Raw genomic sequence first — 17,287 nt, 5'->3', positions numbered from 1 at the left:
CACTGCAATCGTGAGACCTCCAGTCAGATCGTAGTGACACAAACAGATAGCGGCTCAAACGAGCCGCTATTTTTTTGATAAAGTGCAGTTGATCTTATTCCGCGTCGAGCGGCTCGGTGCCTGCCGGCTGGCCATCGCGACCAATGCGAATTTTCTCAACCTTGTCTTCCGCAGATTTGAGCAGCGTGTCGCAATGCTTTTTCAGCGCCTCACCGCGCTCGTAGATGCGGATAGACTCTTCCAGCGGCACATCGCCCCGCTCCAGAGCATCGACGATCTTCTCTAGCTGCTTCAAGGCATCCTCAAAGCTCATAACTGCAATGTCGGTGTTGGACGGTTCGATTACCATGGTTTATCCTTTCAACAGCCGCGTAATATGAGAAGACGCGGACTGCGACAAGCCCTCAAGATCATATCCACCTTCAAGCACACTCACCAGTCGGTGATTGCAGAACTTTTCTGCACGTTCCATGAGCTTGCCCGTCGCCCAATCGAAATCCGCCTCATCAAGATTGATCTCGGCAAGGGGATCGCGGAAATGCGCGTCGAAGCCAGCTGAAATAAGGATCAAATCTGGCCGGAAGTTGTCCAAAGCAGGCAATACACGACTATTAAATGCCTCGCAAAACTCGCGACTGCCGGTATTGGGCGAAAGTGGCGCATTCACGATGTTGCCCACACCCACTTCATCTTTCCGGCCTGTGCCAGGAAAAAGCGGAAATTGATGCGTGGAGCAGAACAAAACGCTTGGATCGTCTTTGAAAATGTCCTGCGTGCCGTTGCCGTGATGTACGTCCCAGTCAACAATCGCGATCCGTTCCGCGCCATGTCTACGCTGTGCATGACGCGCCGCAATTGCCACATTGTTGAACAGGCAAAAGCCCATCGCGGTGGCTGTTTCCGCATGATGGCCCGGCGGGCGCGAGGCGACAAACACGTTATCGGCGTCGCCTAAGAATACGTCATCGACAGCAGCGGTGGCCGCACCAATTGCAGTTAAAGCGGCATCCCAGCTTTGAGGACTTGCATAGGTATCGCCTTCAATACGATGGATCGGCGCCGCCGCTTCACCATCAATGAGCGGCTCAGGAATTTGCGACTTTATGGCTTGCAGATAGCTTTCGGGATGCGCGAGCAGAATGGCATCTTCATGTGCTTTTGGCGCTTCCACACGATCAAGGCGATAAAATTCTTCGCCCTCCAGCTCGCTCATCAGTGCACGAATACGGTCTGGCCGCTCGGGATGTCCGGGCGGCACAAGATGCTCAAGATAGATCGGATGCCAGTAAAGCCGAGTTGTCATAGCGCCCCTGTAGCATCTTTCATCGACATATCTGTGTCAGATAATCTCTGTTCGTGCGATGTTGATACCAAAACCTTCGAGACCGACATAGTGACGCTCACGCGATGCCAGCAGCACAATTGATGTAATGCCGAGATCCTTGAGAATCTGCGCGCCGAGACCAATCTGACGCCACTCTTCTTCGCGCGCTACCGCTTCGGCATGCGCCTCGTGTTCGCCAAGCAAAGCTTCGCGCGCACGCGCATCGCGGTGATCGGCACGCACACCGACCGAACCTTCGCGCAGGTAGACCAGAACGCCGCGGCCTTCCTTGCCCATGCGCTTCATGATCTCATCAAGATTGTTACCGCTGCTGCCAAACACGTCATTGAGCACGTCTTCGCGGTGCAGACGCACCGGCACCTCTTCGCCATCACGAATATCACCAAACACAACCGCGACATGCTGCATCGGCTCCCATGGCAGCTCATAAGTATAAGCATGCGCCGGACCAGCACAGGTTTTGATCGCTGCATCGCCGATACGCTTCACCAACGTTTCTTTGCGCTGGCGATAGGCGATAAGGTCCGCAACCGTCACGCGATGCAGATTATGCTGTTCGGCAAAAGCCTTCACGTCAGGGCCGCGCATGACCGTGCCATTATCATTGATCAGCTCGCAGATCACGCCAATTGGCGGCAGGTTTGCAAGCTTGCAGAGATCAACAGCTGCTTCGGTATGACCGGAGCGCATCAACACACCGCCCTCGCGCGCAATCAGCGGGAAAATATGGCCAGGACGCACGAAGTCGGAAGCACCGGCATTCGGATTTGCCAGATTGCGCACAGTGAGCGTGCGATCTTCGGCAGAAATGCCGGTGGTGGTGCCGTGACGATAATCGACTGTGACTGTGAAAGCGGTCGTGTGGGCGGATTCGTTTTCTGCAACCATTGGCGCCAGATTGAGGCGCTTTGCTTCATCGCGCGTCATGGGCGTGCAGACGATCCCCGACGTATAGCGCACGATGAACGCCATTTTTTCCGGCGTACAGTGAACGGCAGCGACGATCAGATCGCCCTCGTTCTCACGTCCGTCATCATCCATGACCACAACGATTTCACCACGCTCGAAAGCGCGCAGCGCATCAACGACCTGTTTCTGATTATAGCTCATTTCAGCCTCAATGGTTGTACCACAGCTTCAGTCGAAAACCGGCCCTCAGTTTCTGAAACTGAACTTTCAATATGTTATACGCGTCCTGTCTGTCCACGATGGCGCAGATAATGATCGGCAATCGCACAGGCGACCATCGCTTCGCCAATCGGCACAGCACGAATACCCACGCACGGATCATGACGGCCCTTGGTCATAACGTCCACTTCCTTGCCCTCAGCATCAATGGACTTGCGCGGTGTGAGAATCGACGATGTTGGTTTGACTGCGAAGCGCGAAACGACAGGCGCACCCGTTGCGATGCCACCCAGTACACCACCGGCATGGTTGGACAGGAAAACCGGCTGCCCATCATTGCCAATACGCATTTCGTCGGCATTGTCTTCGCCGGTGAGACGTGCCGCCTCAAAACCATTGCCAATTTCAACGCCCTTCACGGCATTGATCGACATGAGATAGCTCGCAATATCCTGATCGAGTTTGCCGTAAATCGGCGCGCCGATACCCGCTGGAACGCCTTCTGCGACGATTTCGATGATCGCGCCGATCGAAGAGCCGTTCTTACGGATGCCATCCAGATAGTCTGCGAATACGTCAACCGAGCCCGCATCAGGCGTGAAGAATGGGTTGTTATCGACTTCGTTCCAGTCCCAGCGGGAGCGGTCAATGTCATGGACACCCATCGAGACCAGAGCACCACGCACCTGCAAGCCCGGAACGACTTTGCGCGCAATGGCACCGGCTGCAACGCGGGCTGCGGTTTCTCGTGCCGAAGAACGGCCACCACCGCGATAATCGCGAATGCCATATTTCACGTCATAGGCATAGTCGGCGTGGCCCGGACGATACTGTTTAGCAATATCGCCATAATCCTTGGAACGCTGATCGGTGTTTTCGATCATCATCGAAATCGGCGTACCGGTCGTGGTCATGGTGACGCCGTCATCGCCCAAAAGCACGCCCGACAGCACGCGCACCTGATCGGGCTCGCGGCGCTGGGTCGTATATTTTGACTGTCCGGGCTTGCGCTTGTCGAGATAGGACTGAATTTCGGCTTCGGTAAAGGTAATGCCGGGAGGGCAACCATCCACCACGCAACCCAGTGCGATACCATGGCTCTCGCCCCAGGTTGTTACGCGAAACAGATGACCGAAACTGTTATGAGACATGAGCTGAGCCTGACTACGGAGCGCCTTTTCCGGCAAGATATGGGGCGGTTTTATTGGCCTTTTCCGTCACCGTCAAATTATAGCTCGCAATACCTCTGTCGAGATCGCAAAATTTCCTTCGGATCATCTCTATAAGGCATTCTTTTTGACACATTCCATGGGCTAAATTGCCCTCAGGAAACACATTGCGAACTCCCCATCGCGCAAACGCAAATCGTGTCGAATCAGTCACCGGCTGGCAGGCACACAGTTAAGGAGGATGACACCCATGCATTACCTAGTGGGACTGATCTTCATCATTGCCTCGGTCTTTTCAACCGTCGCCATGGCGGATGACGTTGAGGGCAAGATCACCGGCATCAACAAGGATCAGGAAACAATCACGCTCGATGACGGCAAAATCTATAAATTGCCCGGCGAGTTCGATTATTCCGTTATTTCCAAAGGCATGAAGGTTATCATCCTCTACGATGAAGCGGACGATACGCGCTTCATCACAGATATTCAGGAAGCCCCGTAAACGTCAGTTTACGGCAAGCACTTTTCCCGTGTCGTATTGGCGAACAAAATCGACACGGGTTCCATCCCAGTGATAGCTGTAATGCCGCCCCTGAACCGGAATTGTTATAACATTCGGCCAGAAAATGCCGATACATTGGCCACCACGCATCCGCACGCTTGGCCATAAAAGCCCATGACTTCCAAGTGCGCGCAGTTCCCTCCCCTCGACATGTGAAGCCGTATAATCAACAGGATCGAGCACGCCCGGCACGTTGCTCACATCGTCCAGTTCCCGCTCGACACTGCCAATCAGCACCCGAAAATCCGATGTCCATCCGGGTTCTTCATTGGTGGCGCGCATGAATTTTTCATGATGATGAATGGTCTCAGCGACCGCCACCTCTTCACGATCAGCAGCATAATAAATTCCGTAGCTGCCATCACTAAAACGCCCCGGACGGTCTGTCGAGCAATGCACAAAGGGTGCCATCACATAGGTTGCACCCTGACCCGAAACGCGCCGGTCAGCCGGAACTTTACCGAGATCGCCAATCTCAAAACGAATACGCGGATTGGTTTTTGCCTCAACGGAGGCAAGTGCCTCCCAGTCACGGGGGTCAGCGATATCTTCAAACAAATCAATGGGCGGATGAATGGAGCGGATGATGCGAAAAGTTTGCGGCCAGTGAACATGGCGTCTCCGAGCCAGTCCGCTTACCATGCGCCACGCTCCGCATTCAGCCACTCGCGAAGGGTTGCCAAATCAGAAATTTCACCGCGCAGCATCAAGTCAAGCGCCGATAAACCACCGAAAGCGGCGTTGGATTTTCTGATCCATGCATAACCGCGCGCAGTATCGCGGAACAGATAGCGCAAGCCCTTATGAATACCCATCAAATGCGCCATACGCATCCGCAAATCCCGGTCGATGCGACCTATGCTGCCTTCTTTCCAGCGTGCCCAAGTGCGCGGCGACATATCGCCCAAAAGCGTGCAGGCTTCGCTATCCGAGAGCTTCCAAGCCTTGAACAAATTGACCGTTGTGCGGGCCAATGCGCTCGCTTCTTCGTCGGTTATTGTCGCCGTAAACCCACTCGCAGGCGTTATGCTGATTGGATGAAGCTCCATCGCGCAATCTCCTTATGGCAAAAATATAACATACTCATGCCAAATGGCAAATTGTTCGCAAGGCTTGTCGCCGCAAGCTAGACATTCAAAGGCGAGTCTGGTTGTTTCGACAAACAGGGGCAGCGTGGGAAAAATCATTCTGATCGGCCCGAATATTGCGTTACGGAGCGGTTTTTGATGGATGATCCGATAAAGTCACTCGACAGGCCAGGCAATCGATCCGCGCAAGCGCGATATGTTTTCTTTGCTGCCATCACCGGCATACTCACTGGCACGGTCGGATCTTACTTTCATCTGATCATCGACACATTGATGACATGGCCACAGAAAGTCAGTGTATATTTCAGTGGCGCTCCACTCGTGATCATTGCCGCATTGATAACGATGTGCTGCACGGTTTTTGCTGCCTTCATAACACGGCGTTTCGCACCTGAAGCAGGTGGCAGCGGCGTGCAGGAAATAGAAGGCGCGATGGAGGGGCTGCGTGACGTGCGCTGGCGGCGCGTTTTGCCGGTCAAATTTCTGATGGGTGTTACCTCGATTTCATCGGGGCTGGTGCTTGGTCGCGAAGGACCAACCATCCATATCGGTGCGTCGCTTGGTGCGGCGATTACCGACTTTTTCAAAGTCAGCGAGACAGAAAAACGTGGCATTCTGGCGGCCGGTGCCGCAGCCGGTCTTGCCTGCGCTTTCAATGCGCCGCTGGCCGCTATCCTTTTCATTGTCGAGGAAACACACAAGCAGTTTCCCTACACATTCCGCACCTATATGGGCATCATCGCAGCCGCTTTGCTTGCAACCGTCATGACACAGATCATCGGCGGCACGGCACCAGACATGTCAATGCCGGATGTTCAGGCATCGCTGGAGTTGCTGCCGGCTTTCGTCGCGCTTGGCTGCATCTTGGCCGTTGTCGGCGTGGCGCTGAATGGCGGCATCATGTGGGCTGTGGAGTTTGCAGCCGCAATGCACAAACGCGTACCCTATCTTTATCCGGCGCTCATCGGGCTGAGTGTGGGGGCATTGTTTGTTCTCCTGCCCTATTCGGTAACAGGCGGTGAACACATCATCATGGAGCTTGCGCATCAGAAGACCGGGCTGATGCTTTTGCTGGCATTGGCGTTTATTCGCTATTTTACCATGGTTGGCAGCTATTCAAGCGGTGTGCCGGGCGGAATTTTTGCGCCTATGCTCACCCTTGCCACCTGTGTCGGGCTGGCATTCGCCGGTGTGATCGATCTTGTAATTCCGCAGGGCGGCACAGTGCCGCTGGCCTTTGCCATCGCCGCCATGGGCGGTCTGTTCACTGCATCGGTGCGCGCGCCTGTCGTCGGCGTTGCACTGACCCTTGAACTGACCGGCGCTTATGGCATGACCATGCCGTTGATTGCGACCTGTCTTACGGCCAATCTGATCGCGCAGTGGATTGGCGGGAAACCGATCTACGAACAATTGCTTGACCGCACATTGGCACAGGCGGGTATTCAGCGAAAAGAAAAATCCAGCGAATCACGTACCGGACTGGCCTGAAAAGGCCAGTCTTTATATCCACGCCAGCTTACCACTTTCAAACTTCAGGATTTTGTCCTGCGGAATTGAGAGATTGGCAGCGGCGTGACCATCCATATCGCCATAAAGATAAAACAGTGTGCGCATGCAACCGCCATGCGTCACGCAGACGGTTGGCCATTCAACCGCTTCAACCCAGCGACCAATGCGCTGCGACAGCCGCATATAGCTTTCAGCGGCTTCACCGGGCGGGATAAAATTCCACTTGTCGCGCGCGCGTGCCTGCACGAGATCTTCGCGCTCTTTGGCAATGTCTTCTATCATGAAGCCCTGCCAGTCTCCGAAATTGACTTCCATAAGCTGCGGATCGGTCCGGAAATCATAAGGGTCGAGGTCCATGCGCGAACGAATGCGCTCCATGGTCTCGCGGGTTCGGCGCAATGGGCTTGCAACGAAATCATAACCAGCGCCATCACCGATCAGTGATTTCAGCATATCGCCGTTCCGATCGGCCTGCGAGCGACCATGGGCATTGATGTCGATATCAAGCTGCCCCTGAATGCGCTGCGAGACATTCCAGTCGGTTTCACCGTGCCGCGAAAAGTAGATGATCTCCCGAGCCAAAGCCTTACCTCAATTACCCATAAGCTTATTCTGCATAACCTTACCGCGACCGGCAAGACAAAGAAAATCCCGAAAAGTCGGTCGACTTTTCGGGATTTTGTATTTTCAGCCTCAGTCCTTGACGACCGAGATGTCCGGCGCATCGACCGCCTTCATGCCAATCACATGATAGCCGCTGTCGGCGTGATGAACTTCACCCGTAACCGAACGTGACAGATCGGAGAGGAAGTAGAGGCCAACATCGCCCACTTCATCAATCGTAACCGTGCGGCGCAGCGGCGCGTTATATTCATTCCACTTGAGAATGTAGCGGAAGTCACCAATGCCGGATGCAGCCAGCGTCTTGATCGGGCCTGCCGAAATCGCGTTGACGCGAATGTTCTGCGGTCCAAGATCAACAGCCAGATATTTGACACTTGCTTCAAGAGCTGCCTTTGCAACGCCCATGACGTTGTAGTTCGGCATAACTTTTTCTGCGCCATAATAGGTCAGTGTCAAAATCGAACCGCCATCGGCCATCAGCTTTTCCGCACGCCGCGAAATCGCAGTCAGCGAATAAACCGAAATCAACATGGTGTTCTGGAAATTGGCCTCTGACGTGTCGACGTAACGACCAGTCAGTTCATCCTTATCGGAAAAACCAATCGCGTGAACAACGAAATCGATCTTGCCCCACTTCTGTTCCAGCGCTTCAAAAACAGCATCAATGCTTGCACCGTCAGCGACATCGCAATGACCCGCAATAAAAGCGTCCAGTTCTTCGGCCAGCGGCTCGACGCGCTTCTTCAGCGCATCACCCTGATAGGTGAATGCGAGTTCAGCACCAGCTTCACGAGCAGCCTTGGCAATCCCCCAGGCGATGGAACGGTTGTTGGCTACGCCCAGAATCAATCCGCGCTTGCCCTGCAACAAACCTGACTTTGCGGTCATTAAGGGTCCTCATAGAATATAATCAACTAGATGCCCTATCGCACAGCATTGCACAGGCTTCAAGCAATTGCGCATAAAAAGCCGGGTATTATAAAATGCAAGCGACGGATCGCCGCCCAGTGCAGCGATCCGGTTACAGTTGAGCGAGGGCACAGTTCTTTAGTCGCCCTTACGTTTCTTGAGAAACTCTTCCAGCGCAGCATCGCCGCCTTCCGGCAGCATGATGCGGACGTGAACGTAAAGATCGCCATGACCGCCAGCTTTTAACGGCAGGCCTTTGCCTTTGAGACGCAGAACCTTATCGGAACTCGACCATGCAGGCACTTTAACGGCAATACGACCGCTTAGCGTTTCCACTTCCGCCTTGCCACCAAGGGCGGCATCCGCAAGATCCACCGGCAGGTCTACATGCACATCACGGCCTTCAAGCCTGAAGCGCGAACTGGGCTTGAAGTGAATCGTCACCAGAGCGTCGCCGGGGGTGCCACCCATAATGGGCTCGCCTTGCCCTTTGAGCCGGATAGTCTGTCCGTCTTCGACATATTGCGGCAGCTTGATCTTGAGGTGTTTGCCATTGGGGAAGACAGCCTCGACCTTTTCCGCACCCACAGCCTGCGACAGCGAAATCTGGATGGATGCCGAAAGATCACTGCCCTTAACTGGCCCGCGCTGGCGCGCACCACCGCGACCGGCACCAAAACCACCGCCGAACAGATCGTTCAAGATATCTTCTGCACCGCCGAAGCCACCCTGCGCTCCACCGCCGGCACCACGGAAATCAAAATTGCCAGCACCACCGCGCTGGCGGAAACCGGCGAACGGATCGCCGCCCGCACCAAATCCGCCCTGACCGCTAAAGCCCTGAAAGGCCTGCTTGCCTTCCGCATCAATTTCGCCACGGTCAAACTGGCCGCGCTTGTCCTTGTCGCCGACAATTTCATAAGCCTGATTAATTTCCGCAAAGCGCTCCTGCGCCTTCGGGTCATCCTGATTCTGATCAGGATGGTATTTCTTGGCCAGCTTGCGGAAGGCCGATTTTATTTCTTCGGGCTTCGCCGTTTTGGCGACGCCCAACACGCTATAGGGATCGCGCATATATAATCCTCATTCAGGAAAAGTGACTGAATATTCAGCCGTTAGACTCGTTGCACTTAATATGCGCACGAAGTCGGAAAAGTTCCAGAGCTATAGCGTACCGATTCTCAAAAAGCTTATAATGGTGCAAAAGATGTCAGGGTCCACTGGCCCCCGCGCTCCATACAGGTCTCTCCGCGATAAATAGAGACTCCATCGAAAGCCTCGCGAGAGGTTTCAAATTGACGACACAACGTGTCATTCACCTTGGTTTCGCCAACCGTCGTAATCATGCCCTGACTGCCGGTATCGTGATTTACCCAAGGCACAGGCTTTTTGCCCCATTGTGAAAAATTAAGGGCCGAAACAATCCCCTTGATTGTCGACTGGTCGGAGAGTTTGCCAGTATCCGTTTCATCTTTGTGCGGTGTTTTTATAGACCCCGTGATCGTTGAAGAATCGGGAACGGCTTTTTCGATGCTGAAGCCACCCATTGCACAGCCTGCCAAAGACAAAACAACCATAGCGAGAGCCGCATGGCGAATGATTCCCATGCCAGAAAAAGCAGAATCGTCACGTAGTTTTCGGCGGACGGATCGAGCGGCCAAAGGTCTTCCCTTAAATACATCCTAAAGATGTGATGAATATGGGGGATGTTGAGTTAACAAGCGGTTTGCGATCAAGGTAAACAAATCGATATAGAAGGACAACGCCCAAAATCTTACCAAGAATATCTTTAACGGTTCAAAGCCATGGACAAAATGCGCATTATGGAAGAAGTTCGCTTCCGAGATTTTAAAAACACCTGAAATGGCCGGAAAATGACAGACACAAGCGACGATTTCACCCTCAGCTCCGAACCGTTCCGGCTTTTTGGCGCGTGGCTCAATGACGCCACCAAAACCGAACTGAACGACCCCAACGCCGTTGCACTCGCCACCGTAGACCCGGACGGCCTGCCAAATGTGCGCATGGTTCTGCTCAAGGATTTCGATGAGCAAGGGTTTGTCTTCTACACCAATTACGAAAGCGCCAAGGGGCAGGAAATTCTCTCTGCTGAAAAAGCCGCGATGTGCTTTCACTGGAAGTCGTTGCGCCGTCAGGTGCGGGTGCGCGGCCCCGTTGAAAAGGTCAGTGACGCGGAAGCCGATGCCTATTATGCATCACGGCCGCGTGGCAGCCGTATCGGCGCATGGGCATCAAAGCAGTCGCGTCCGCTCGAAAGCCGCTTCGCGCTCGAAAAGGCAGTTGCCGAATACACAGCGCGTTTTGCCATTGGCGAGATCCCGCGTCCGAAACATTGGTCCGGCTTTCGTATTCGTCCGCAGTCCATCGAATTCTGGCATGACCGGCCATTCCGCCTGCATGACCGCGTTTTGTTTACACGATCTGCACCGGGGGATGACTGGAACAAAGACAGGCTTTATCCGTAAATATCTCACGAAAAAGGCCACCGAAGCGGTGGCCTTTTTCGTTTTAAACCAGCGGCTTCACCGCCACCCACAGGCTCCCAAGCACAAGGCCGAGGAAAATCAACCAGCCAACTGTGTTGTTTGAGAGAAACAGCTTTTTGCACTGATCTGGGTTGTCGATATCGAGCACTATGATCTGCCGATATAAATGCGCGCCCGCGGCAAGCAGACCCGCGAGTGCCGGCATCGGAACCTGAGCGACCGCAAAAGCTGCTGCAAAAAAACCGATTGCGCCACCATAGAGCACCATAAGTGCCGTCTTTGTATGTTTGCCAAACAGGCGCGCAGTAGAGCCAACGCCCACCAGTGCATCGTCTTCCTTATCCTGATGCGCATAGATCGTGTCGTAACCGATCGTCCACAGGATTGCGCCAATGTAAAGCAGCACTGGCGGCAGTGCGAGCGAGCCTTGTACCGCAGCCCACCCCATCAGAGCGCCCCACGAAAATGCCAGCCCCAGCACCAGCTGCGGCCAGTTTGTAAAGCGTTTCATGAACGGATAAGCTGCAACAATCAGAAGCGAAGAAAAGCCGAGTAAAATCGTAAACAAATTGAACTGCAGCACGACCACAAGCCCGACCAGAGCCTGAATCACCATAAATAACTTGGCCTGCCTGCGTGTTACCTGACCTGACGGCAGAGGACGCGAGCGGGTGCGATCCACCTTGTCGTCAATGTCCTGATCAGCAAGATCATTGTAAGTACAGCCAGCACCACGCATGGCGACAGATCCGACCAAGAACAGAAAAAGATGCCATATAGAAGGCACTATCATCCAAGCATCGTCGCCGGCTTTTGCCGCCGCTCCGGCAACCAACGCCGCCGACCACCAACATGGCCAACGCAGAAGCTGCCAGCCAATCGGGCGGTCCCAGCGTGCAAGCTGCGCATAAGGCCAAAGCGAAGACGGAAGCACGCGATAAACCCAATGGCCCGATGGCGCATCTTTGACACGCCCGCGGTTTTCACGCGACTGGACATCCGAACTCGGTCCGCTGGTGGGTTTTGACTGCTGCATGATTGCCTGCTTTCTAGAAACTGCCACGGCTCTGTCCGCTTTTTACTCAAAAATTGCGGCACTGCCCTTGCCCGCGCGCGCGATGGGCAATACAGACCCGTATCAATAAACACTTACTTATCTCACGCGCAGGGAGCAAGGCATGAAAGTTCTGTTGATCGGTTCCGGTGGCCGCGAGCACGCATTGGCATGGAAACTGGCGGCTTCCAAAAAGCTGACAAAGCTCTATTGTGCGCCCGGCAATCCCGGCATCGCCGAATTTGCAGAATGCGTGACACTCGACGTGACTGATCACAAGGCAGTCATTGCTTTTGCCAAGGATAAGGCCATTGATCTGGTTGTCGTTGGCCCGGAAGCACCGCTTGTTGCAGGTCTTGCCGACGATCTTCGCACTGAAAATATCCGCGTCTTTGGTCCGTCAAAAGATGCAGCGCAGCTTGAAGGTTCCAAAGGCTTTACCAAGGATCTCTGCGCGCGCTTTGATATTCCGACCGGCGCTTATGGCCGCTTCAACAATGCGCCGAAAGCCAAAGCCTATATCCGTGAAATGGGCGCCCCTATCGTGGTCAAGGCCGATGGACTTGCCGCCGGAAAAGGCGTCATTGTCGCCATGACGCTTGATGAGGCGCTGGATGCGGTCGATATGTGCTTTGAGGGTGCATTTGGCGCGGCAGGTGCCGAAGTGGTGGTCGAAGAATTCCTCGATGGAGAAGAAGCAAGTTTCTTCTGCATTTGCGACGGTAAAACTGCATTGCCGCTTGGTTCCGCGCAGGATCACAAGCGCGTCGGCGATGGTGATACGGGCGTCAATACCGGCGGCATGGGGGCTTATGCACCTGCCCCGGTTATGACGCCGGAAATTGTCGAACGCACCATGCGGGAATTGATTGAACCCACGATGCGCGGCATGGCTGAAATTGGTGCGCCGTTCTCGGGCATCCTTTTTGCGGGGCTGATGATTGGTAAGGATGGCCCAAAGCTTATCGAATACAATACCCGTTTCGGCGACCCTGAATGTCAGGTGCTGATGATGCGCCTTGAAAGCGATCTTCTGGACATCATCAATGCAGCCGTCGATGGCAAGCTCGATGAAGTCACGCTCGACTGGAAAAATGATCCGGCGCTGACCATCGTTCTGGCCGCGGAAGGCTATCCAGCCTCGCCGCAAAAAGGCAGCCTAATCCGTGGTCTTGAAACACTCACCGATGTTGAAGGCCTCAAGGTTTTCCACGCTGGTACGGCAGAAAAAGACGGCCAGATTATCGCCAATGGCGGCCGTGTACTCAACATTACGGCAATTGCTGAAACCGTTGCGGAGGCGCAAAGTAAAGCTTATGACGCTGTAAAACAGATCGACTGGCCGCAAGGATTTTACCGCTCCGACATCGGCTGGCGGGCTGTGGAACGGGAGCGCTCAGGCAAGTAATTCAGGCTATATGTCTGCTTTCATAAGATATAAGCGCCGTTGCAGGTCGATAACCAGCGCATTTTTAGCATAAGTGCGAAGCGGATTAGCGCGCGATCATGCGTGAAAACAAACAGATAGAGCATTTCCCATGTTTCAATGAAAACAGGAAATGCTTTAGCGAGCCCGATCAGTCGCAACTTCCAGATTGCTGTTTGAAAATGTGGGAGAAGCGACTTATATCAGCATCGGCGAACATTCCCATATTCTGGATAAAGCCGGAGAAACGTTTGTTAGATTCAAGATTGTTTTGATTATCGCCCTGCATCATCGCTTTAGTCTTTCATAAATAAGACATCAAACAATAAACCGGCAATATTTTGTTCAACAATATTCTGATCGCAACAATTTATAGTTCCGATAGTATTTTTATTAAATTGAGAAAAGCACCTTGTAAAAGCTTTTAATGCCGCATATATATGTGACATCGATTTTGTTTTCGAATGTTGCGGCGCGATTTCGCCCCCCGGTACTTCTTTCAAACTCGTGAAATTCGGCGATGGGCTTATGCTCATCATACTTCAACCGTGCGATTTGAAAGGAATTCAATATGGCAAACGGAACAGTAAAATTCTTCAATTCAACTAAGGGCTTCGGCTTCATTCAGCCTGATGACGGCGGCGTTGATGTGTTTGTACACATTTCGGCTGTTGAGCGTTCGGGCATGCATTCACTGAACGAAGGCCAGAAGGTCAGCTTCGACGTGGTCGCAGACCGTCGTTCGGGCAAGAATGCAGCAGAAAACCTGCAGGCGCTCTAATAATCATTCGAACGGAGTTTTTCGAAACTCTGTTTGCGTGGTAGCGCTTTAAAATTTGTCTCCAATCTTTGACCACGGATGTACTGGCACTGATTGTTGAGGCACTTCGAAGGTCGGGTAATTCCCGGCCTTTTTTTGTTTCAACCGTTCAGTCGCGACAATTTTGGTGAACAATTTCGATCGCGATCAATTCCAGCCTTGATGCGCGGTGAAAATGCAATCGGACAGTTTAAGCACTATCTGGAACGAGCGCAGAAGAAGATGCGGCGTTATCGAAAAACTGGTCCAAACTTCAATCATATGGCGACGTGCTTGCGGTGGCTCAGCGCGCAGCCTGGTAAAACGTAAAGCCAGGACCAAACAGCCAAAAACTTCGTTGTGTAAATATTGACGTTTACGTAATAAGCCGGTAGCTCTTAGTCATTGACAGCCGACGGGCTGAACGGATTGCACCAATTGAACGGGTAATTCGGAGCCTTTTGAGGAAAAGGTTCAGAGCAGGAACGCGTTCGATCATGCTCTGATTGTTTATTTTTGACGCGCATCTTGTCCGAAAACCGGTTCACACTTTCGGGATGCGATTTAGGAGGAAAGATGTATCGCGCGCCTGTTTCTGAAATTTTCCATATGCTGATGAAGGTCGCAGGACTGGAAAAAGCGTTAGAAGGTAATCATTTTCCAGAGTTTTCCGCCGATTTGGCCGAAGCTATTCTCGAAGAGGCAGGAAAGTTTGCTGCTGAACGCGTTGAGCCACTCCGCATCACAGGCGACAAGCACGGTGCGCGCGTTAAGGATGGCGTTGTTACCACCGCGCCGGGCTGGAAAGAGCTTTATGCCGATTGGATTGCAGGCGGCTGGAACTCGCTCACCGGCACGCCTGAATATGGTGGTCAGGGCTTGCCGACCATGATGTCGGTGGCAGTCAGCGAAATGTGGAATTCCGGCTCGCTGGCTTTTGCCATCGCGCCCACGCTCACCATGGGTGCGGTTGAAGCGCTAGAAAAGCACGCCTCGAAAGAGCTGAAAGACATTTATCTTGAAAAGCTCATCACCGGCGAATGGATGGGCACGATGAATCTGACCGAGCCGCAAGCAGGCTCCGACCTCGGGGCATTGCGCGCACGTGCTGAACGCCGTGACGATGGCTCATACCGCATCTTTGGACAGAAGATCTTCATCACCTATGGCGAACATGACCTGACGGATAATATCGTGCATCTCGTGCTGGCGCGCCTGCCCGATGCTCCCGCCGGAACCAAGGGGATTTCATTATTTCTTGTGCCGAAATTTCTCGTCAATGCGGATGGCTCGCTGGGCCGCCGCAATGATCTTTTCTGCTCGGGCCTTGAACACAAGATGGGCATTCACGCTTCCCCCACCTGTACCATGATCTATGGCGATGGATTTGTGAAAGGCGAGGAAACGGGTGCTGTCGGTTATCTGATCGGCGAAGAAAATCGCGGCCTCGCCTGTATGTTCACCATGATGAACAATGCCCGTTTGCTGGTTGGAATTCAGGGCGTGGGCGTTGCAGAAGCGGCCTATCAGCAAGCCCTTCATTATGCCAAAGACCGCAAACAGGGGCGCGCCCTTGGTGCCGATCCGAAGTCTGGTATGAGCCCGATCATCGAGCATCCTGACGTGCAGCGTATGCTGCTCACCATGAAAGCACTGACACAGGTTGCACGCGCAATTACCTATTCGTGTGCCCATGCTATTGATATGAGCCATGCAACGGAAGGGGAAGAAGCGCAATTCTGGTCGGATCGCGCTGGACTTCTCACACCGATGGCCAAAAGCTTTGCCACCGATGCAGGCGTGGATGTCGCATCACTTGGTATTCAGATCCATGGCGGCATGGGCTTTATTGAGGAAACAGGTGCCGCGCAATTGCTGCGCGATGCACGCATTACGCCGATCTATGAAGGCACCAACGGCATTCAAGCCATTGATCTCGTGCTGCGCAAGCTGCCACTGGGCAACGGTGAACATATCAAAGGATTCTTTGCCGAGTTGCAGGACGATGCCGAGAAGGCGAAAGTCTCGAACCGTCGAGAGCTGGGCGAAACAGGTTCGCGCCTTTCTGCTGCCATCGCGCAAGCGCGCGAAGCAACCGATTGGCTGCAAAAGGCTGCAAGCGAGGGCCGCACTGAAGAGGCACTTGCTGGCGCTACACCTTATCAGCGTCTTTTATCACTGACCGCTGGCGGCGCTTATCTGGCACGTGCGGCCCTTACCAGCGATGAAAGCAGCCATGCCGTTCTTTGCCGCTTCTTTGCTGAAAACATGCTGGCGGAAGTATCATCTCTGAAAGACACCGTGATAACGGGTTCAAGCAGCCTTACTGCGGCGAAATCTGCGCTGGAGCACTGATCATGAGTGAGCATATTCTGATCGAGCGCAAAGGCGCAGTGCAGATTATCCGGCTTAACAGGGCCGATAAGAAAAACGCCATTACGCGCGCCATGTATGCCACCATGGCCAAAGCACTGATTGACGGCGATGCCGATGAAAGCGTGCGCGTTCACGTGTTTCTCGGTGTGCCGGGCGCATTCTCGTCAGGCAATGACATGCAGGATTTCATGGCAGCTGCATCGGGTGGCAGTCTTGGCCAAGAAATTCTCGATTTCCTTGGCGCGCTCTCAAGCGCAAAGAAGCCGATTGTCTCCGGCGTCGATGGCCTCGCCATTGGTATTGGCACGACAATCCACCTTCATTGCGATCTGACATTTGCAACCAGCCACGCATTGTTCCGCACGCCTTTCGTTGATCTGGGGCTTGTGCCGGAGGCAGCATCCAGCCTGCTGGCACCGCCGCTTATGGGGCATCAGAAAGCATTCGCTCTTCTGGCATTAGGCCACGGCTTTGATGCGCAGGCCGCTCTTGAAGCCGGCATCGTTTATAAGATTGTCGAAAGCAGCGAGCTGGAAACCGAAGCTCTGAAAGCGGCAGACGAAATTGCTGCCAAGCCTCCGCAGGCAATGCAGATCGCCCGCAGGCTAATGCGGCTTCCCGCTGAACCCGTTTCAGAGAGGATCGCGCGGGAAGCAAAGCATTTTGCCGAGCGACTGACTTCGAACGAAGCACGCGAAGCCGTGATGGCTTTCCTAAGCCGAAAAAAATAATGCGATAAAAAAACCCGGATGGAGTTACCATCCGGGTGGCTTTGTTGGAGGTCAGCC

General features: G+C 53.7%; 18 protein-coding genes. 7 read left to right on the top strand and 11 right to left on the bottom strand.

Going from position 1 to position 17,287, the window contains the following annotated elements; genetic code table 11:
- Positions 1-94: 94 nt before the first annotated feature.
- The 4 genes from OPR82_RS03615 to aroC all read right to left on the bottom strand — a co-directional run bounded on the left by OPR82_RS03615 (position 95) and on the right by aroC (position 3,624).
- The gene (locus OPR82_RS03615) at positions 95-349 is read right to left on the bottom strand and encodes an exodeoxyribonuclease VII small subunit (protein ID WP_265983067.1); all 255 of its coding nucleotides are present in this window, start codon (positions 347-349) and stop codon (positions 95-97) included.
- 3 nt (positions 350-352) lie between these two features.
- Entirely contained in the window at positions 353-1,303 is a 951-nt protein-coding gene (locus tag OPR82_RS03610; protein ID WP_265983066.1) for a histone deacetylase family protein, read from the bottom strand.
- Between the two features lie 36 nt (positions 1,304-1,339).
- The gene (gene ribB, locus OPR82_RS03605; protein ID WP_265983065.1) at positions 1,340-2,455 is read right to left on the bottom strand and encodes a 3,4-dihydroxy-2-butanone-4-phosphate synthase; all 1,116 of its coding nucleotides are present in this window, start codon (positions 2,453-2,455) and stop codon (positions 1,340-1,342) included.
- 74 nt (positions 2,456-2,529) lie between these two features.
- Positions 2,530-3,624, bottom strand: a complete 1,095-nt coding sequence (gene aroC / locus OPR82_RS03600; RefSeq protein ID WP_265983064.1) for a chorismate synthase — start codon at positions 3,622-3,624, stop codon at positions 2,530-2,532.
- Between the two features lie 268 nt (positions 3,625-3,892).
- Between aroC and OPR82_RS03595 the strand changes: the two genes are divergently transcribed.
- Entirely contained in the window at positions 3,893-4,144 is a 252-nt protein-coding gene (locus tag OPR82_RS03595; RefSeq protein WP_265983063.1) for a DUF1344 domain-containing protein, read from the top strand.
- A 3-nt stretch (positions 4,145-4,147) separates the two neighbouring features.
- Here OPR82_RS03595 and OPR82_RS03590 read toward each other — a convergent pair whose 3' ends face one another.
- Together OPR82_RS03590 and OPR82_RS03585 are read right to left on the bottom strand one after the other, a co-directional pair.
- A complete protein-coding gene (locus OPR82_RS03590; RefSeq protein ID WP_265983062.1) occupies positions 4,148-4,846 on the bottom strand; it encodes an RES family NAD+ phosphorylase in 699 nt (232 codons plus the stop codon).
- Positions 4,840-5,253 carry an MbcA/ParS/Xre antitoxin family protein gene (locus OPR82_RS03585; RefSeq protein WP_265983061.1) on the bottom strand — a complete coding sequence of 138 codons (414 nt, stop codon included), beginning with the start codon at positions 5,251-5,253 and terminating at the stop codon, positions 4,840-4,842. The genes OPR82_RS03590 and OPR82_RS03585 overlap by 7 nt, the downstream gene beginning before the upstream one ends.
- Positions 5,254-5,430: 177 nt before the next feature.
- Between OPR82_RS03585 and clcA the strand changes: the two genes are divergently transcribed.
- Entirely contained in the window at positions 5,431-6,783 is a 1,353-nt protein-coding gene (gene clcA, locus OPR82_RS03580) for a H(+)/Cl(-) exchange transporter ClcA (protein ID WP_265983060.1), read from the top strand.
- 12 nt (positions 6,784-6,795) lie between these two features.
- Here the strand turns inward: clcA and OPR82_RS03575 are convergent, their stop codons facing one another.
- The 4 genes from OPR82_RS03575 to OPR82_RS03560 all read right to left on the bottom strand — a co-directional run bounded on the left by OPR82_RS03575 (position 6,796) and on the right by OPR82_RS03560 (position 9,998).
- Complete coding sequence (locus OPR82_RS03575; RefSeq protein ID WP_265983059.1) at positions 6,796-7,386, bottom strand: histidine phosphatase family protein; 591 nt, start codon at positions 7,384-7,386, stop codon at positions 6,796-6,798.
- Between the two features lie 111 nt (positions 7,387-7,497).
- Positions 7,498-8,316 (bottom strand): enoyl-ACP reductase FabI, encoded by an 819-nt coding sequence (gene fabI, locus OPR82_RS03570; RefSeq protein ID WP_265983058.1) that lies wholly within the window; start codon positions 8,314-8,316, stop codon positions 7,498-7,500.
- Between the two features lie 159 nt (positions 8,317-8,475).
- A complete protein-coding gene (locus OPR82_RS03565; RefSeq protein WP_265983057.1) occupies positions 8,476-9,411 on the bottom strand; it encodes a DnaJ C-terminal domain-containing protein in 936 nt (311 codons plus the stop codon).
- A gap of 116 nt (positions 9,412-9,527) precedes the next feature.
- Positions 9,528-9,998: an RT0821/Lpp0805 family surface protein gene (locus OPR82_RS03560; RefSeq protein ID WP_396996526.1), complete on the bottom strand. Its 471-nt coding sequence runs from the start codon at positions 9,996-9,998 to the stop codon at positions 9,528-9,530.
- Between the two features lie 213 nt (positions 9,999-10,211).
- Between OPR82_RS03560 and pdxH the strand changes: the two genes are divergently transcribed.
- Positions 10,212-10,823 (top strand): pyridoxamine 5'-phosphate oxidase, encoded by a 612-nt coding sequence (pdxH, locus tag OPR82_RS03555; RefSeq protein ID WP_265983056.1) that lies wholly within the window; start codon positions 10,212-10,214, stop codon positions 10,821-10,823.
- A 43-nt stretch (positions 10,824-10,866) separates the two neighbouring features.
- On the opposite strand, the gene ubiA is transcribed toward pdxH, so the two are convergent.
- Positions 10,867-11,880: a 4-hydroxybenzoate octaprenyltransferase gene (gene ubiA / locus OPR82_RS03550; RefSeq protein ID WP_265983846.1), complete on the bottom strand. Its 1,014-nt coding sequence runs from the start codon at positions 11,878-11,880 to the stop codon at positions 10,867-10,869.
- A gap of 142 nt (positions 11,881-12,022) precedes the next feature.
- Between ubiA and purD the strand changes: the two genes are divergently transcribed.
- The 4 genes from purD (at position 12,023) to OPR82_RS03530 (ending at position 17,230) form a co-directional block, all read left to right on the top strand.
- Positions 12,023-13,306 carry a phosphoribosylamine--glycine ligase gene (purD, locus tag OPR82_RS03545; protein ID WP_265983055.1) on the top strand — a complete coding sequence of 428 codons (1,284 nt, stop codon included), beginning with the start codon at positions 12,023-12,025 and terminating at the stop codon, positions 13,304-13,306.
- Positions 13,307-13,895: 589 nt separating this feature from the next.
- Positions 13,896-14,105 (top strand): cold-shock protein, encoded by a 210-nt coding sequence (locus OPR82_RS03540; RefSeq protein WP_024896137.1) that lies wholly within the window; start codon positions 13,896-13,898, stop codon positions 14,103-14,105.
- A 594-nt stretch (positions 14,106-14,699) separates the two neighbouring features.
- Positions 14,700-16,478: an acyl-CoA dehydrogenase gene (locus OPR82_RS03535; protein ID WP_265983054.1), complete on the top strand. Its 1,779-nt coding sequence runs from the start codon at positions 14,700-14,702 to the stop codon at positions 16,476-16,478.
- Positions 16,479-16,480: 2 nt separating this feature from the next.
- Positions 16,481-17,230 (top strand): crotonase/enoyl-CoA hydratase family protein, encoded by a 750-nt coding sequence (locus OPR82_RS03530; RefSeq protein WP_265983053.1) that lies wholly within the window; start codon positions 16,481-16,483, stop codon positions 17,228-17,230.
- Positions 17,231-17,287 lie beyond the last annotated feature (57 nt).

This window comes from Ochrobactrum chromiisoli (genome assembly GCF_026241335.1).
Lineage (GTDB): Bacteria > Pseudomonadota > Alphaproteobacteria > Rhizobiales > Rhizobiaceae > Brucella > Brucella chromiisoli.
The sequence above is the reverse complement of the archived record's forward strand: the minus strand, read 5'-3'. Positions and strand labels throughout refer to the sequence as shown.

Bases quoted from the DNA above. Each gene is read 5' to 3' on its own strand.
- OPR82_RS03615 (WP_265983067.1), bottom strand. From the start codon at position 349: ATGGTAATCGAACCGTCCAACACCGACATTGCAGTTATGAGCTTTGAG.
- OPR82_RS03610 (WP_265983066.1), bottom strand. From the start codon at position 1,303: ATGACAACTCGGCTTTACTGGCATCCGATCTATCTTGAGCATCTTGTG.
- ribB (WP_265983065.1), bottom strand. From the start codon at position 2,455: ATGAGCTATAATCAGAAACAGGTCGTTGATGCGCTGCGCGCTTTCGAG.
- aroC (WP_265983064.1), bottom strand. From the start codon at position 3,624: ATGTCTCATAACAGTTTCGGTCATCTGTTTCGCGTAACAACCTGGGGC.
- OPR82_RS03595 (WP_265983063.1), top strand. From the start codon at position 3,893: ATGCATTACCTAGTGGGACTGATCTTCATCATTGCCTCGGTCTTTTCA.
- OPR82_RS03590 (WP_265983062.1), bottom strand. From the start codon at position 4,846: ATGGTAAGCGGACTGGCTCGGAGACGCCATGTTCACTGGCCGCAAACT.
- OPR82_RS03585 (WP_265983061.1), bottom strand. From the start codon at position 5,253: ATGGAGCTTCATCCAATCAGCATAACGCCTGCGAGTGGGTTTACGGCG.
- clcA (WP_265983060.1), top strand. From the start codon at position 5,431: ATGGATGATCCGATAAAGTCACTCGACAGGCCAGGCAATCGATCCGCG.
- fabI (WP_265983058.1), bottom strand. From the start codon at position 8,316: ATGACCGCAAAGTCAGGTTTGTTGCAGGGCAAGCGCGGATTGATTCTG.
- OPR82_RS03565 (WP_265983057.1), bottom strand. From the start codon at position 9,411: ATGCGCGATCCCTATAGCGTGTTGGGCGTCGCCAAAACGGCGAAGCCC.
- pdxH (WP_265983056.1), top strand. From the start codon at position 10,212: ATGACAGACACAAGCGACGATTTCACCCTCAGCTCCGAACCGTTCCGG.
- ubiA (WP_265983846.1), bottom strand. From the start codon at position 11,880: ATGCAGCAGTCAAAACCCACCAGCGGACCGAGTTCGGATGTCCAGTCG.
- purD (WP_265983055.1), top strand. From the start codon at position 12,023: ATGAAAGTTCTGTTGATCGGTTCCGGTGGCCGCGAGCACGCATTGGCA.
- OPR82_RS03540 (WP_024896137.1), top strand. From the start codon at position 13,896: ATGGCAAACGGAACAGTAAAATTCTTCAATTCAACTAAGGGCTTCGGC.
- OPR82_RS03535 (WP_265983054.1), top strand. From the start codon at position 14,700: ATGTATCGCGCGCCTGTTTCTGAAATTTTCCATATGCTGATGAAGGTC.
- OPR82_RS03530 (WP_265983053.1), top strand. From the start codon at position 16,481: ATGAGTGAGCATATTCTGATCGAGCGCAAAGGCGCAGTGCAGATTATC.